This is a genomic window from Micromonospora sp. NBC_00860 (assembly GCF_045207375.1).
GTDB lineage: Bacteria > Actinomycetota > Actinomycetes > Mycobacteriales > Micromonosporaceae > Micromonospora > Micromonospora vinacea.
The window spans coordinates 2,609,966-2,624,242 of the sequence record NZ_CP108825.1; the positions used below are offsets into that span (position 1 = coordinate 2,609,966).

General features: G+C 72.4%; 14 protein-coding genes. 2 read left to right on the forward strand and 12 right to left on the reverse strand.

Translation table 11 applies throughout. The annotated features are described in order from the left end of the window. Both OH804_RS11900 and OH804_RS11905 read right to left on the reverse strand, forming a co-directional pair. Positions 1 to 1,779, reverse strand: coding sequence for a DUF4012 domain-containing protein (locus OH804_RS11900; RefSeq protein WP_406065064.1), 1,779 nt, complete (start codon positions 1,777 to 1,779; stop codon positions 1 to 3). Between the two features lie 85 nt (positions 1,780 to 1,864). Continuing rightward, positions 1,865 to 3,130: a glycosyltransferase family 4 protein gene (locus tag OH804_RS11905; protein WP_196923045.1), complete on the reverse strand. Its 1,266-nt coding sequence runs from the start codon at positions 3,128 to 3,130 to the stop codon at positions 1,865 to 1,867. 168 nt (positions 3,131 to 3,298) lie between these two features. On the opposite strand from OH804_RS11905, the gene OH804_RS11910 reads away from it, so the two are divergent. Then, positions 3,299 to 3,853 (forward strand): low molecular weight phosphatase family protein, encoded by a 555-nt coding sequence (locus tag OH804_RS11910; RefSeq protein WP_196923044.1) that lies wholly within the window; start codon positions 3,299 to 3,301, stop codon positions 3,851 to 3,853. Here the strand turns inward: OH804_RS11910 and OH804_RS11915 are convergent. Further along, the gene (locus OH804_RS11915; protein WP_196923043.1) at positions 3,834 to 5,297 is read right to left on the reverse strand and encodes a polysaccharide biosynthesis tyrosine autokinase; all 1,464 of its coding nucleotides are present in this window, start codon (positions 5,295 to 5,297) and stop codon (positions 3,834 to 3,836) included. The two genes, OH804_RS11910 and OH804_RS11915, sit on opposite strands and share 20 nt — an antisense overlap. A gap of 337 nt (positions 5,298 to 5,634) precedes the next feature. Here OH804_RS11915 and nhaA point away from each other — a divergent pair, with 337 nt between their 5' ends. Further along, on the forward strand, positions 5,635 to 6,993 hold the full coding sequence (gene nhaA, locus OH804_RS11920) for a Na+/H+ antiporter NhaA (RefSeq protein ID WP_406065067.1): 1,359 nt from the start codon (positions 5,635 to 5,637) through the stop codon (positions 6,991 to 6,993). Positions 6,994 to 7,098: 105 nt separating this feature from the next. Here the strand turns inward: nhaA and OH804_RS11925 are convergent, their stop codons facing one another. From OH804_RS11925 to OH804_RS11965, 9 genes are all read right to left on the reverse strand, one after another. Continuing rightward, on the reverse strand, positions 7,099 to 7,302 hold the full coding sequence (locus OH804_RS11925; protein WP_406065069.1) for a hypothetical protein: 204 nt from the start codon (positions 7,300 to 7,302) through the stop codon (positions 7,099 to 7,101). Between the two features lie 4 nt (positions 7,303 to 7,306). After that, complete coding sequence (locus tag OH804_RS11930) at positions 7,307 to 7,630, reverse strand: hypothetical protein (protein ID WP_406065071.1); 324 nt, start codon at positions 7,628 to 7,630, stop codon at positions 7,307 to 7,309. Then, positions 7,627 to 7,989, reverse strand: a complete 363-nt coding sequence (locus OH804_RS11935; RefSeq protein ID WP_406065073.1) for a DUF1622 domain-containing protein — start codon at positions 7,987 to 7,989, stop codon at positions 7,627 to 7,629. Before OH804_RS11935 ends, OH804_RS11930 begins: the two co-directional genes overlap by 4 nt. A gap of 39 nt (positions 7,990 to 8,028) precedes the next feature. Next, on the reverse strand, positions 8,029 to 8,616 hold the full coding sequence (locus tag OH804_RS11940) for a TMEM165/GDT1 family protein (protein ID WP_196923038.1): 588 nt from the start codon (positions 8,614 to 8,616) through the stop codon (positions 8,029 to 8,031). Positions 8,617 to 8,833: 217 nt separating this feature from the next. After that, positions 8,834 to 9,799, reverse strand: a complete 966-nt coding sequence (gene egtD, locus OH804_RS11945; RefSeq protein ID WP_406065075.1) for an L-histidine N(alpha)-methyltransferase — start codon at positions 9,797 to 9,799, stop codon at positions 8,834 to 8,836. Positions 9,800 to 9,819: 20 nt separating this feature from the next. Further along, positions 9,820 to 10,596 (reverse strand): ergothioneine biosynthesis protein EgtC, encoded by a 777-nt coding sequence (egtC, locus tag OH804_RS11950; protein ID WP_406065077.1) that lies wholly within the window; start codon positions 10,594 to 10,596, stop codon positions 9,820 to 9,822. A 43-nt stretch (positions 10,597 to 10,639) separates the two neighbouring features. Then, positions 10,640 to 11,977, reverse strand: a complete 1,338-nt coding sequence (egtB, locus tag OH804_RS11955) for an ergothioneine biosynthesis protein EgtB (RefSeq protein ID WP_406066508.1) — start codon at positions 11,975 to 11,977, stop codon at positions 10,640 to 10,642. A gap of 80 nt (positions 11,978 to 12,057) precedes the next feature. Beyond that, the gene (gene egtA / locus OH804_RS11960; protein WP_406065079.1) at positions 12,058 to 13,293 is read right to left on the reverse strand and encodes an ergothioneine biosynthesis glutamate--cysteine ligase EgtA; all 1,236 of its coding nucleotides are present in this window, start codon (positions 13,291 to 13,293) and stop codon (positions 12,058 to 12,060) included. Positions 13,294 to 13,450: 157 nt separating this feature from the next. After that, a complete protein-coding gene (locus tag OH804_RS11965) occupies positions 13,451 to 14,275 on the reverse strand; it encodes a hypothetical protein (RefSeq protein ID WP_406065081.1) in 825 nt (274 codons plus the stop codon). Positions 14,276 to 14,277: the final 2 nt, after the last annotated feature.

Below are 14,277 nucleotides of genomic sequence, written 5' to 3' on the forward strand. Positions count from 1 at the left end.
CTACTGATCACAGCTTGGTGCGGAATGAACTTGGGTGGTCCAGGGGCTAGCGGTGGGGGTCAGCCACAGCTCGGCCTGCCCGACGCCGGTCTTGGCCGTCAGCACCGTGACTTCCAGCGCCCTCTCGGCACCGGGGCCGATGTCGACGCTGGCCGTCGCCACCTGGCGGCGGCGTTCGGTGCCGCTGCCGAGCGCCGTTTCGGCCCCGTCCAATCGGGCCTCGAGCACCGCTCCACCTGCCGGGCTGAAGATCGACACCAACGTGCGGGCGGTGTACGGATCGCCAGCCAGACCGAGGCCGAGAACGGATTCGCTAAGTCCGGACTTCGGTGCAGTTGAGCGCAGGGTCACCCGCAGCCGGAGCTCACGGCGGCCGTCCGACCGGCATTCGCCGACCGTCAGGTTCGCCGTCGGCCGCAGGTAGTAGCCGAGCTTCGCGCCGCTGCCGTCGTTGAGGAACACGCCGACAGTCGGCACGGTGTCCTGTTCCGGAAGCGTCCCGGCCATCCGGCTCTCGCCGAATGTCCGCTGTTCCTCAGGTCGGGCACTCCAGAACAATATCCGGCGTTCGGTGATAGCACGGTCAAATGCGGACAACAACACCCGTGGGTTGACATTCTTCTTGAAGAAGGTGTCGAACACCGAGGCGGCTGATGCCGCGAAGAAGTCGTCCTGCTGTTTGACGTCGAGGCGCTGGTAGCTGTCGTTGAGCAGGGTCTGCACGACCTTCTCGCTGGCGAGCGGGACACCGCCGGGCACCAGCACCGGACCGGTCGCCTTGAGCAGGTAGGACAGCACCACCGGGTCGACGGCGAGCACCCCGTCGACTGTGGTGCCGGTCTTGCGGCGGAACATCTCGCGGTACAGCGTCGCGGCGGTCGGGAAGTGCGGGGAGAGGTTGACGTCGGCGGGATAGATGCCGGGCAGGTCCGTCCAGAGGGCCCGGGTCTCGGCGGGCACCTTCACCGCCGGGGTGAACCGGCCGAGCGAGGCACTGCTGCCCTGCTTACCCATCTTCACCTTGCCGTTCTCCGCCTCGATCATCGCGTACGCGCCGAACATGCCGCCGGTGGCGCGCAGCTCGGCGAGGTTCTGCGAGACGAGTAGGTAGCGGCGTGGGCCGTTCGCGCCGAGCAGCGGCGGGAGCAGGCGGGCTCCCTGGTCGGCGGCCGTGGTGAGGCTGGCCAGTCGGTCGATCTCGTCGCGCAGGTCGGTCAGCGCCTGCCGGATCTGGCTGACCAGGCTGTCGGCTGGCACCGCCGCCAGGTTCTGGCGGGTACGTTGCACCGACTCGTGGACCCCGGTCAGCTGCGTGGAGACGGCGGCGAGTCGGGCGAGGTCCACCCGGCCGCCGGACGGCACCAGGCTGGCCAGGTCCGTCCGGAGCAGGGTCGGGAACGCATGTCGGGCCAGTTCGTCGATGGCCACGGCGATCTGCGCGACGGCGTCGAGGTCGTCGCCGGCGAGCGGCGTACGTCGTCCGAGTTGCCAACTCGGGTCGGCCGTCGCCGTGCGGGCAGCGCCGGCCTGCTCCTGGAGGGCGGCGAGCGTCCGCAGGGCACGGTCGGTGTCCCCACCGACGATCTGGGCGCTCAGCTCTCGGGCCAGGCCAGCGGCGTTGAGCAGGTGGTTGCGCGCCTGCCAGCCGCGGAAGCCGATCCACCCGCCGGTCGTCAGCAGCAGCGAGCCGACCACCAGGGCGCCAAGGAGGGCCCGTCGCAGTCGGGCCCGCCGACGACGCCGGGACCGGCTCCGCCGCCGGATCGGTCGTTCACTCACCGTCACACCACACTCCCGTTCGCGGAATCGGACAGAAGGTCGATTTCCCTGACGTTCTTAGCACGCCTCAGGGAAGTTCGTACCGTTATTGCGATTGTCGTCCTTTTAGCGAGTTTTCTTCGTGGTTCCGTGACGGCTGCGCGACACGCCCGGCCGCCTCGTGCAACAGCCGTTCGATCTGGTCCACGCCGGCCGGCAGCGACATCTCCCGCAGGTACGCGGCCCGCCCCCGTCGACCCATCTCGGTGCGGGTGGGCGGCGGAATGGTGGCGGCCAACCAGAACCGGTCGGCCAGCGCCGCCCAGTCCTCCGGTGGGCAGGACAGCCCGGCCCGAGCCCGTTCGACCAGCTCGGCCGTGTCGCCGCCGGCCGACGCGATCACCGGTGCGGCGCAGGAGAGCGCGGCCTGGAGCTTGCCGGGCACCGTGCCGCGCAGCTCCGGAAGGTCACGCACCATGACCAGCTGGTAGTCGGCGGCGGCGTACAGCTCGGGCATGTCCACCGGCGAGCGCCGCTCCAGGAAGCGGACGTTCTCCGCGCCCAGCTCGGCGGCGAGCCCCCGCACCCGCCGCTCCGCCGCGCCCGAACCGACCAGGACCAGATCCATCGTCCGGTCCAGCGCCGCCGCCGCCCGGACCGCCGTCTCCAGCCCCTGCCGCGCGCCGATGGTCCCGGCGTGCATCACCACGCACCGACCGTCCCGACGGACCAGCTGGCGGGCCGCCGCGCCGGGCGTTGCCGGGTGGAAGATCCGCTCGTCGGTCCAGTTCAGCACCAGTCGGACCCGGGTCGGGTCGGCGCCGGCGGCGACCACCAGGTCCCGCATCGAGGGCGCGGCGACCGCGATGCGCGCTGCGGTGCGGTAGATCCGCGACATCGCGCTGCCCATCCGCGCCGCCCAGCGCCCCTCGCCGCCCTCATCCGCGCCGTCCCGGGCCCAGACGTCCTGCACATGCAGCACCGCCGGCACCCGCCCGAGCAACCGGAGCACAGCGGCGGCGGCGAACGTCGTCGCCGGCAGTTGGAAGACGTAGAGCGCGTCCACGTCGCCGAGGAACCGGCGTGCGACCAGCCCCGCGCTGCCGGCGAAGGAGAGGTAGCTGGCCATCCGGCCGCCGACGGAGGCGGCGCCCCCGGGATACCGGGGCACCCGCCGGACGCTCAGGCGTTGGCTGTGCGTCTCGTGGTACCACCGCTGCCGCCAACCGGGATAGACGTGCCCGCCGGGGTAGTCCGGAAAGCCGGTGAGGACCCGTACCTCGTGCCCCCGCGCGGCCAACTCCTCGGCGAGGCTCCCCGGGATGAACGCCGGCTCGGGCGGGAAGTGGTACGAGAGAATGCCGATCTTCACCGGTACGCCCCCGTCCCGGAGGGATCGCCGGCGGCCGGCGCGGCACCACGACCGACGCGTGCCCGGCCCGCGTACGATGCCGACAACCCCTCACCGCACGGCCACCGGCGTCGACGCACCGCCCCCACGGTGCGAGCGCCCGTGTCCGTACCGATGAGAGGGGCACCGATGGCTGATCGCGTGTTGTTCGTCTGCCACGCCAACCTGTGCCGGTCGCCGATGGCCGAGTACCTGGCCCGCCGGCTGCTGGCCGACCGACCCGTCGAGGTGGCCAGCGCCGGCACCGACGCGATCGACGGCCTGGCCATGCACCCGTACGCCATGGAGGTCGCTACCGAGAGCGGCGCGGACCCGGCGGCGTTCCGGACCCGGGGCTTGCGCCCCGAGTACCTGGTCGACGCGACGCTCGTGCTGACCGCGACCCGACGCCAACGCTCGGTCTGCACCGCGTTGGCGCCGGGAGCGCTGCACCGGACATTCACGCTGCGCCAGTTCGGCCGGCTGGCCGCCGCGGCTGAGCCGCCCGCCGACTCGGCCGACGACCCGTTGCGGGCAGCGATCGCCGCCGCCGCCCAGGCCCGGGGACGGCTGCAACCCGCCGCCCCGGACGAGGACGACCTTCGGGACCCGATCGGCGGTACTCCCGCCGACTTCCGACGCTGCGCCGAGGAGATCGAACGGTCGCTGCGACCCCTCGCCGCGCTCATCGGGGCAGCCGGGTGAGTTCCTGGGTGTGGTCGGGGACACCGTTGACCCCGCCGGCGGTCGCGCTGTGCCGGCCGGACGCGGCCCGGTCGGCCGGCACCGACGTCTCGGCGGTCGAGGCGACCACCCGGTAGGCCTCGTACTGGTACGCCTCGGCCTTGGCCACCTTGGCCATGTTCAGCACGCAGCCGAGCAGCCGGACCGAGACCGAGTGCAGCGACCGGGCCGCCGCGGCGACCTGGGTCCGTGAGGTACGGCCCTGCTGGGTCACCAGCAGTGCGCCGTCGGCCTGCACGGCCACCACCACACCGTCGGTCACCGCGAGCAGCGGCGCGGTGTCGATGATCACGATGTCCGCCGACTCCCGCAGCGCCAGCAGCAGGTCCGACATGGCCTTGGAACCGAGCAGCTCGCTCGGGTTCGGCGGGGCCGACCCGCTGGGCAGCACCAGCAACGACTTGTCTCCCCAGCGCTGGACGACGTCGCCCACCTTCACGTCGCCGACGAGCACGTCGGTGAGGCCGACGCCGGCGTCCAGGCCCAGGTAGTCGTCGACCTTCGGGCGGCGCAGGTCGGCGTCGACCAGCAGCACCCTCCAACCCGCCTCGGCCAGCGCGATGGCCAGGTTGCAGGAGAGGGTGGTCTTGCCCTCGCCCTGCAGGGCGCTGGTCACCGCGATGACCCGGGCCGGCTCGTGGACGTCCACGAAGCGCAGGTTGGTCCGCAGCTTGCGGACCGCCTCGGCGCGCGCCGAGGTCGCCGCGTCGCCCACGATCAGCGGGGCGCTGCGGGCGTTGGCCTCGAACGGAATCTCACCGAGCAGCGGGCTGCCGGTGGCGCGTTGCAGGCCGGCCGCGTCGCGCAGTCGGACGTCGGCGACGCCGCGCAGGATCGCCAGACCGATGCCGAGGATCAGGCCGACCAGGCCACCGAGGGTGAGATTGCGGACCGGCTGTGGCGAGACGGGGTCGGCGCTGACCCGCGGACCACTGACCATTTCAATCTTGATGGGCGTCTTGCCCTCCGGCGTCGTCTCCACCTTCTGTACGAGTTCGACGAACTTGTTGGCGAGGCTTTCCGTCACGCGCAACGCGCGGGTCTGGTCGGTGTCGGTGACCGACGCCCGCAGTAGAACGGTGCCCGTCTCGGTGGAGGTGCTCACCCGGCGCTGCACCTCGTCCGCGGTGAGGCCGACCGGGGTCTCGGCCACCACGCTCTGCGCCAGCCGGTCGCTGCTGAGCAGGTCGGCGTACGACTTGACGCGCTGCTGGAGGAAGAGGCCACCCTGATAGGCGTCGGTGACGCCGGTGCTGGGGGTGGTGACGAAGAACGTCACCGAGGCGACGTAGCGAGGTTGGGCCCGTACGGTCAGGAACGCCGAGACGCCGAGAGCCACCATGACCGTGACCAGCGCGACCCACCAGTGCCGACGCACGTGGCGCAATTGGCGGAGCAGGTCCATCAGGAGCGCCCCCGTGCCGGTCCGGTTACGGCAAAGAACTTCACGAAAACCCCCAAGGTCGTCTCTAAACTCGTGAAACCATTAAAGCGGCTCATACGGCTTATGTCCGGAGTTATCTATTTTCCGGTAGCGAGATCTGCTCCCGCATGACCAACCCGACAAACGTCCATTCGGCTGCGGCGGCACCCGGGAAAAGTCCAGGGCCGACCGGATGGCGTCCGATCGGCCCAGCGGTCGCCGACGACCCCGCCGGCGGATAGGGTCGACAACGGTGTGCCGGGAAGCCTGGTCGGCGAGTGGATCCCTGCCGTCCCGACCCCTATAGGTGAGCCCGTAGATGACCTCCCGCACCCCACCCTCAAAGCCGCGTCCCCCGAAGATCCGGCTCTTCTCCCGCTCGTCCTGGCCGGAGGCCCGGCACCTGGCCGACGTGCTGCGTACCGAGACCGTCGGCGGCGCGCTGCTGCTGTCGGGCGCCGTGATCGCGCTCGTCTGGGCCAACTCGCCGTTGTCCGACTCGTACACGCGGCTCGGCGACGTCGTGCCCTGGCCCGGCGCGCCCTGGCACCTCGACCTGGATCTGGCCACCTGGGCGGCTGACGGCCTGCTGGCCATCTTCTTCTTCGTGGTGGGCCTGGAACTTAAACGGGAGTTCGTCGCCGGTGACCTCCGCGACCCGCGCCGGGCCGCCCTGCCGATCGCGGCCGCGCTCGGCGGGATGCTGCTGCCGGCGCTGATCTACGTGGGGGTGGTGCTGAGCGCGGGCGGAGAGGGCCTACGCGGGTGGGCAATTCCGACCGCCACCGACATCGCCTTCGCGCTCGCCGTGCTCGCGGTGGTCAGCTCACATCTGCCCCAGGGCCTGCGCGCATTCCTGCTCACCCTCGCGGTGGTCGACGACCTGTTCGCGATCACCATCATCGCGATCTTCTACACCGCGGAATTCCATCCCGTTCCGCTGCTCGCCGCCCTGGCGGCGATCGGCCTCTTCGCGGCGCTGGTGCAGCGCGGGCGTACCTGGTGGTGGGCGCTGATCCCCCTCGCGATCGCCGCCTGGACACTGATGCACGCCTCGGGGGTGCACGCCACGGTGGCCGGTGTCCTGCTCGGGTTCACGGTCCCGGTGCTCGCACGTCGACCGAAGGGGGGCGGCCAGCCAGCCACCGCCAGTGCCGAGGCGGGCGAGGGTGGGCTCGCCGCCCGCCTGGAGCATCGCTGGCGACCGGTGTCGGCCGGCGTCGCAGTGCCGATCTTCGCCCTGTTCGCCGCCGGGGTCACCCTGCGCGGCACCGACCTGGGCGCCCTGCTGCGCGACCCGATCGTGATCGCCATCGTCGCCGGCCTGGTGTTCGGCAAGAGCATCGGCATCTTCGGCTCGACGTACCTGCTGGCCCGGTTCACCCGCGCCGAACTGGACGAGGACATCACCTGGGCCGACCTGCTCGGCATCGCCCTGCTGGCCGGCGTCGGGTTCACCGTCTCGCTGCTCATCGGCGACCTGGCCTTCGGGGCGGGCAGCACGGCCGACGACCGGGTCAAGGCGGCAGTGCTGCTCGGCTCGGTGATCTCCGCCGGGCTGGCCGCCATGGTGCTCGCCCGCCGCAACGCGGCGTACCGGCTGGTGGCCGAACGGGAGCGGCTGGACGCCGACGGGGACGGCGTACCCGACGTCTACCAGCACCCCGACGCCCGCTGACCGCCCCGGCGGCGCGGGCTCGGCACGCACCGGACGCCGAGGCGGCGGCCCGGCCGGCGAGTGCGGTCTCGCCGGCGGGCCGCGCCGGGCACCAACCGTGCGGGCCTACGCTCGGCCGCGACGGTCGGCGGGCGGCAGGTCCTCGGTCTCCTCGGCCAGCGCATCGGCCGCCGGCCCGGTCAGGTCGTCGCCCGGCACCGCCACCGCCTCGGCGCGATCCTGCTCATCGGCCTTACCGCCGGGCGGGGGCTCCGGAGCGGTGCCATCGCCGGCGAAGCCGTACTCGTTGGGTTCGTCGTGCCGGCCCATGTGGTCATCCTCCCGCTTTACCGGTTTCACCTGTCGACGCCAACGGTAGGTGGTGATCGTCCTCGGCGCAGCGCGCCGGGGATTGTCGGCCGGACCATGGCGGTGGGCCGCTCAACGCCGCCCCGAGCAGCTGACGCAGGGCGATGATCGCGACAGCGCCGGCCAGGCCGTTCCAACCCGGATCGCCGGCGAGCCGGAGCAGGCCGGCCGCGGTAAGCAGGTCCAGCAGTACCCGGACGCCGCCGCGCAGCGCCCCGGTGCTGAGGGTGATGATCACCCCGGTGACCAACGCCAGGGCGGTGACCACCGTGACCAGGACGGCCGTCACGCTGGTCGCTCCCCCTCGGCCACCTGACGCTGCTCCTGGCGGATCTCGCGACCCAGGAAGTAGTTCAACGCCGTTCGGATCGTCGCGATGGCGGCCAGCTGACCGATCTGCGTGAACGACGGGGACACCGCCGTGCGCAGCACGTCGGCCGCCAGCTGGAACTCCAGGCCGAGGGTCAGAAAGCGACCCAGCGAGAGCCGGATCGACGTGAAGCGGGCGGCGCTGCGGTGTCGCAGCCCCTCGACCACGAACCGCACCGCCGCCCACACCGCGCCAACGAAGATCACCAGCGCGCCGGCCACCTCCACCACGGCCACCAGCACCTGGTCGCCCTGGCGCAACAACTCGGCCGGCTCCACCCCGGGCCGTTACCCGCCCACGGGGCAGCTAGTCGGCGCTCAGGTCAGCTCATTCACCGCCTCGAGGATCAGCCAGAGACCGGAGATGGCGAAGAGGATCGCGGCACCGTACTTGATGGTCTTCTCCGGCAAACGCCGACCGAGCATCCGGCCGACCAGGATGGCCAGCGCGTCCGCGGCCACCATGCCGATGGTGGAGCCGAGCCAGGTGCCGAACCAGCCGTACTTGGTGGCGAGCGTGATCGTGGCGAGCATCGTCTTGTCGCCCAACTCGGCGAGGAAGAACGCCACCGACACCGCCACGATCGCGGTCTTGCTGGTCTTCTCCGCCTTGCGCTTCTCCTCCTCGGTGAGCTTGTCGCCGCGCAGCGTCCACGCGCCGAAACCGAGGAACGCCACGCCGGCCACCAGAGAGATCCAGTCGGTCGGCAGCACCGCCCCGAGACCCACGCCGATCGCGACCGACGCCAGGTGCACCACCGCCGTGGCGACAGTGATGCCGATCAGCACCGGGATCGGTTTGAACCGCGTGGCGAAGGTCAGCGCCATCAGCTGGGACTTGTCCCCCAGCTCGGCGACGAAGATGACGCCGAAGCTGACGACCAGCGCGGCGAAAAATCCCTCCATGACGTCCTTCCCGTTCACGCCGGGAGGAGGTACAGGGGCGCCCTCGACCCGGCTGCAACAGCCTGAGTCGAAGGTCTCGCCCGCCCCGAGAGAACCGGGGCCGCGTGGCCGGATGCGGAACGCACCAGTATGTCGACCACGACATTGGGGGCTACTCCCCTTCGCGTGATCAGCCTATCGGATCACCGTCCGGCCCGGCCGCGCCGGGTGAACAGGCTCACCGCGCCCGCGCCAACGTCACGCCGAAGAGCCCGTCCGGGTCGGTCCAGAACTCCTCCGTGGTGAAGCCGGCCGAAGCCAGCTCCGCGGCGATCCCCTCCGGGTGGAACTTCGCCGAAACCTCCGTACGCAGCTCCTCCCCCGCCGCGAAGTCGACGGTCAGCCCCAGCACCCGCACGCTCATCGGCCGGGTCGCCCGCAACCGCATCTCGATCCACTCGTGGTCCGGATCCCAGACGGCGACGTGCTCGAAGGCGGCCGGGTCGAAGTCGGCGCCCAACTCCCGATTGATCACGTGCAGCACGTTGCGGTTGAACTCGGCGGTGATCCCGGCGGCGTCGTCGTACGCGGGCACGACCACCGACGGGTCCTTCACCAGGTCCGTGCCGAGCAACAGCCAGTCGCCGACCTCCAGCGCTGCGCGCATCGCCGCCAGGAACGCGGCCCGCTCCGCGGGCAACAGGTTGCCGATGGTGCCGCCGAGGAACACCACCAACCGCCGGCCGCCGGTGGGCAGCCGGTCCAGTTGCCGGGTGAAGTCCCCCACGATGCCCCGGACCCGCAGGCGGGGATAGTCGGCGGCGATCTGGGCGGTGGACCCGCGCAGCGCGCTGACCGACACATCGAGAGGGACGAACGTGCCCAGCCCGCCCCGGCGGGTGAAGGCGTCCAGCAACAGCCGGGTCTTCTCCGACGAGCCGGAGCCCAACTCGATGAGCGTCTTGGCCCCGGTCACCGCCGCGATGTCGGAAGCGTGCCCGGCCAGCACCGCCCGCTCCGCGCGGGTCGGGTAGTACTCGGGCAGTCGGGTGATCTCCTCGAACAGCTCGCTGCCCCGGGCGTCGTAGAACCACTTCGGCGGCAGCCACTTCTGCCCGGCGCTCAGCCCGGCCCGGACGTCGTCGCGCAGGCCGCGCTCCAGGTCACCCTCTTCGAGGTAGATCTCCAGGGGTTCCGCTGTCATCGGTTCGCTCCTCTTTTCGATCAACCGTTGCCGGCCCGCCCGGCATGACGCACCGGGGTCGGCAGTGGACGTACCCGCACCTCGCCCGCGGCGGCGACGACCAGGTGCCCCTCCGGCACCGACCGCCACCCGGGACCGTCGTCGTGTGGCTCGGAGGCGAGCAGCACCGAATCCGGCGTCTCGCGGACCGACAACGCGTGCCCCGCCACGCTGGCCACCACCCGGTGCCCGTCGGTGAGCAGCAGGTTGAGCCGCGACCCGGGTGCGGCGGCGGCGACGTCGGTCACCGTCCGCCCGACCGCCTCGACCGGGTCGGCGCCGGCGCGCAGCCGATGCCGCACCAGCGCCCAGAGCAGCGCCGAGTCGGTGGCGGCGTCCAGGGTGAGCAGGTCACGCACCGGCAGGCCGGCGGCCAGCGGCACCACGGCGTCCGGCCAGCCGCGCACCACACCGTTGTGGCTGAACAGCCAGCGCCCCTCGGCGAAAGGCGCCGCCGCGCCGTCGAGCACCGCCATCCCGACCGTGGCCGAGCGCACCGCCGCCACCACCGCCGCGCTGCGGGTCACCGCCGCGAGCTGGGCGATGGTCGGGTCGCTCCAGATCGGCTGCGCCCGCCGGTACCGCACCGGCTCACCCGCGCCCGCGTACCAGCCCACGCCGAACCCGTCGGCGTTGATGGTGCCGCCGCCTCGCATGTCCCGAGGCGCCCAGGACTGCCGCACCAGCGAGTGCGGTGGGTCGAACAACAACTCGGCGAGGGTGACCGGCGGCCCCAGGTAGGCCAGGTGGCGACACATCAGCGCCCCCGGCCCGCCGCCGGGCCGCCGGTCGTGCGGCGACTCACCGGTACGACTCGTCCGGTCGCACGTCCCGGGCGCAGCGGAAACCGCTGAAGATCTGCCGGCGGATCGGATAGTCCCAGTTACGGAAGGTGCCCCGGCAGGCAGAACGGTCGGTGCCGAACGAACCACCGCGCAGCACCCGGTAGTCGCCGCCGAAGAACACCTCCGAGTACTCGCGGTACGGGAACGCGGCGAACCCCGGATGCCCGTCGAACGCCGTCGAGGTCCACTCCCAGACGTCGCCGATGAGCTGGTGCACACCCAACGGCGAGGCACCGGCCGGGTACGCGCCCACCGGCGCCGGCCGCAGATGGCGCTGATCGAGGTTGGCGTGCGCCTCGATCGGGTCGTCGTCACCCCAGGGGTACCGGCGCGACCGGCCGGTCGCCGGATCCCACCGGGCCGCCTTCTCCCACTCCGCCTCGGTCGGGAGCCGCTTGCCGGCCCACGCCGCGTACGCCTGCGCCTCGTACCAGCACACGTGCACCACCGGCTCGTCGGCGCGGACTCGCGCCCACTGACCGAAACGCCGATACGACCAGTCGTCGCCGTCGGAACGCCAGTGCATCGGCGCGCTGAGCTGCTCCCGAACCCGATGCTCCCAGCCCGCGGGGCTCCACCAGCGCTGCTCGGTGTAACCGCCGTCGGCGATGAAGGCCGCGTACTGGCCGTTGGTCACCGGGGCGGCGTCGATGACGTACGCCGGCAGGTCGACCCGGTGCGCCGGACGTTCGTTGTCCAACGCCCACGGATCCGTGTCGGTGCCCATGGTGAATTCACCGGCCGGCACCAGCACCTCCGCGCCGACCCGGGCCGACGGCTCGGGCGGCGCCGGGGCGTGCAGCACAGCCGGCCCCGAGCGCAGCTGGTGGGTGGCGAGCATTGTCTCGTCGTGCTGCTGCTCGTGCTGCACGATCATGCCGAAGGCGAACCCGTCGGCGACCAACGGGCGCTCGGTGAAGGCCACCGCGTCGAGCAGGTCATGCACCTTGTCCCGAACCGTGGCCAGGTAGGCACGCGCCTCCCCGGGCGGCAACAGGGGCAGCGCCGGGCGGTCCCGACGCGGCTGCTTGAACGCGTCGTACAACTCGTCGATGTCACACCGGACCGGCTCCCGGCCCCCGACGTCCCGGACCAACCACAGCTCCTCCTGATTACCGACGTGGGCGAGATCCCAGACCAGCGGTGACATCAGCGGCGAATGCTGGCGCATCAGGTCGGCGTCGTCGACCGCCTCGGTCAACAACGTGGTGCGGGCGCGGGCCCGCGCCAACTCCACAGCGATGCGGTCGCGCAACTGCTCCCCGTCGACCCGACCAGACTGCGGGACTCGCAACCCCGGCTCACTCCTCGCGCTCACCGAGCCGCCTTCCGCTCGCGACTGCGAGGCTCGCAACCCCGGCTCACTCCTCGCGCTCACTGGTCTCTCCTCTCTGCGGCGGCCAGCCGCCGTCGTACACCTCGCTGAACCTCGTCGTGGGTGCCGGCCGGCAGCTCCAGCCGGGGCAGGGCGGTCAGGGCCAGGTCGAGCAGGGCCGCCGCGACGGCGGCCAACGCCGGGTCGGCCAGGCCGTGCCGGGCGGCGGCCGACCAGCGGTCGGCCACGGGCACGGCGATCGTGTACGTCTCGCGCACGGTGCCCGGGTCGCTGAACAGTGCGGTCAGCACCGCCAACGGCAGCCGCCAGTCCCGGTCGGGTTGGGCGTCCAGGTAGCGCAGCTCCAGGTAGCCGCGCGGCCGCACCGGCGGAAAGAGCGTGCTGACGTGGTAGTCGAGGTCATCGGTGGTGGGCGGTTGTGGCAGCGCGCCGTCGAGCCAGTTGGCGAAGGTCACGCCGGGTGGCGCTGCCCAGTCGGCGTGGTGCCGGCGCAGACAGAGCAGCGGCGCGGCGAGCACGTAGCTGATCCAGGTGTCGGTCGGATCGTCCCCGGCGCGGGCGGGCGACCAGACCGGGCGGGTCCGGGTCGGGTCGATGGCCAGCCAGGCGGCCATCCGGGCGGAAGCCCAACCCGTGCGCCGTCCGGCATGTCGAGCGGCAGAGGCGAACGCCGCGAGCAGTGCGGGCCCGACCGCGTGGGCAGCGGCCCAGCGGTCGGCGACCTGGTCCGGCTCGCCGGCGTCGAGGCAGATCTGCAGGCCGGCGGTGCTGTACATCATCGTGCGGCCGGCCGGGCCACGGCGGTCGAAGGCCCCGCGCATCGCGCGGTAGCGGGGGGTTTCCACCACCGGGCGGGGCCGTCGGTGGGGGTCGATGCCGCTGCGGCCCAGAATCAGCCCGGCGGTGGCCAGCAGGTCGGTGACCTGGGCGATGTCGGCCTCGGTGGCGCGGATCAACGCGGCGACCGAGGGGCGGGGCGGGGTGGAGATCTCCAACTGGCCACCCGGCTCCAGGGTGACCATACCGCCGTGTCGAAGCGGCTCGGCCGGGCTGGTGGCATCCAACGTTGCGGGGCTGTGCCGCCCCAGCGCCGCCCGCAGCCGCGTCGCGTCGACAGGGCGGGCGGGATCGGCGGCGTCGTGCACGGTCCATTCCAGTTCGACGCCGGTGTGGGTGGGTGGGCCGGTCTTGAAGCAGATCCGGGCGAGGTGTCGGACTGCGGCTGCGGACTCGTGCAGAATGGCGCTGCGGTCCAGGTCGGGTGACGTCACCAAGGGTCGAGCCCCCTCTCCGTGCGCCGGGTCCGGCACACTGTGCCACCGTAAACCCACCCACCGACACTGTCGGGGGCGAGCACGGCGCCACCAACCTCTGTCTAACAGACGAATTTCCGGTGCAGGGCGGAACCAAACCGCTGCCGCCGGCCCGCGCTCAGCCGCCGACGGGGTGGCCCGGTCGCGGCGGTGACGGTGGCGCCTTCGCCGATGGGGACGGCTTGATCTTCGCCGACCCGGAGGGCGTGACCTCTACCGATTCGGTCGGCTCCGGTTCGGGCACCAGCCGCTGGCAGTACGCCTCGACGTCGGCAGGGCCGCCGGCGGCTGTCACCAGCCGCTGGAAGGCCGGTGTGCGCAGTGCCCCCTCCCGCTGGTCGGGTTTCTTGGCCCGCCACGCGCGGCATAGTCCGTGCAGCTGGTCGGCGGGGGCGGTGCTGGCCGGTGGTGTGGCGGTGACCGGCGGCGGCGCACCCGGCGACGGGGCGCCGGGGGCCACCGACCGACCGGGCCCGGCCGAGCGGGGTTCGCTCTGGTGCGCCGAGGGTGACGGGTGCGACGGGGCCGGGACGACCGGATCCGGCGCTCGGTCCCGGGTGACCGCGGCGAAGGCGGCCCCGGCGGTGGCGGTGGCCGCCACCGCCCCGATCCAGGCCACCGCGCCGGTGGTCACCCGGCGACGGCGTGGTGGCTGCGGCCCGGCCGGCGCCGGGTTGGCCCGGGCGGCTCGGAACGCGGCCAACGCGGCCTCCTCGCCGGCCAGCTCGCCCGGACGGACGGGGCCAGCCGCCGCGGCGAGCAGCGCGGCCACCGGCTCGGCCGGGGGCACGTTCGGGGTGCTCAGATGCGCCTCAGGGGAGTTCGCGTCGACGTCCGTGGGCGTGACGGAGTGGCCCAGATCGGGCGTGGTGTCCACCCGGGCGTGGGCCGAGTCGAGCAGCCGCTCGGTGTCGGCGTGGTCGGCCCGCCGGAACGGGTTCATCG

Coding starts and splice junctions, on each gene's coding strand:
- OH804_RS11940 (WP_196923038.1), bottom strand. CDS start 8,616: ATGGAGGGATTTTTCGCCGCGCTGGTCGTCAGCTTCGGCGTCATCTTC.
- nhaA (WP_406065067.1), top strand. CDS start 5,635: ATGACCTCCCGCACCCCACCCTCAAAGCCGCGTCCCCCGAAGATCCGG.
- OH804_RS11910 (WP_196923044.1), top strand. CDS start 3,299: ATGGCTGATCGCGTGTTGTTCGTCTGCCACGCCAACCTGTGCCGGTCG.
- OH804_RS11925 (WP_406065069.1), bottom strand. CDS start 7,302: ATGGGCCGGCACGACGAACCCAACGAGTACGGCTTCGCCGGCGATGGC.
- egtC (WP_406065077.1), bottom strand. CDS start 10,596: ATGTGTCGCCACCTGGCCTACCTGGGGCCGCCGGTCACCCTCGCCGAG.
- egtD (WP_406065075.1), bottom strand. CDS start 9,799: ATGACAGCGGAACCCCTGGAGATCTACCTCGAAGAGGGTGACCTGGAG.
- OH804_RS11915 (WP_196923043.1), bottom strand. CDS start 5,297: ATGGACCTGCTCCGCCAATTGCGCCACGTGCGTCGGCACTGGTGGGTC.
- OH804_RS11965 (WP_406065081.1), bottom strand. CDS start 14,275: ATGAACCCGTTCCGGCGGGCCGACCACGCCGACACCGAGCGGCTGCTC.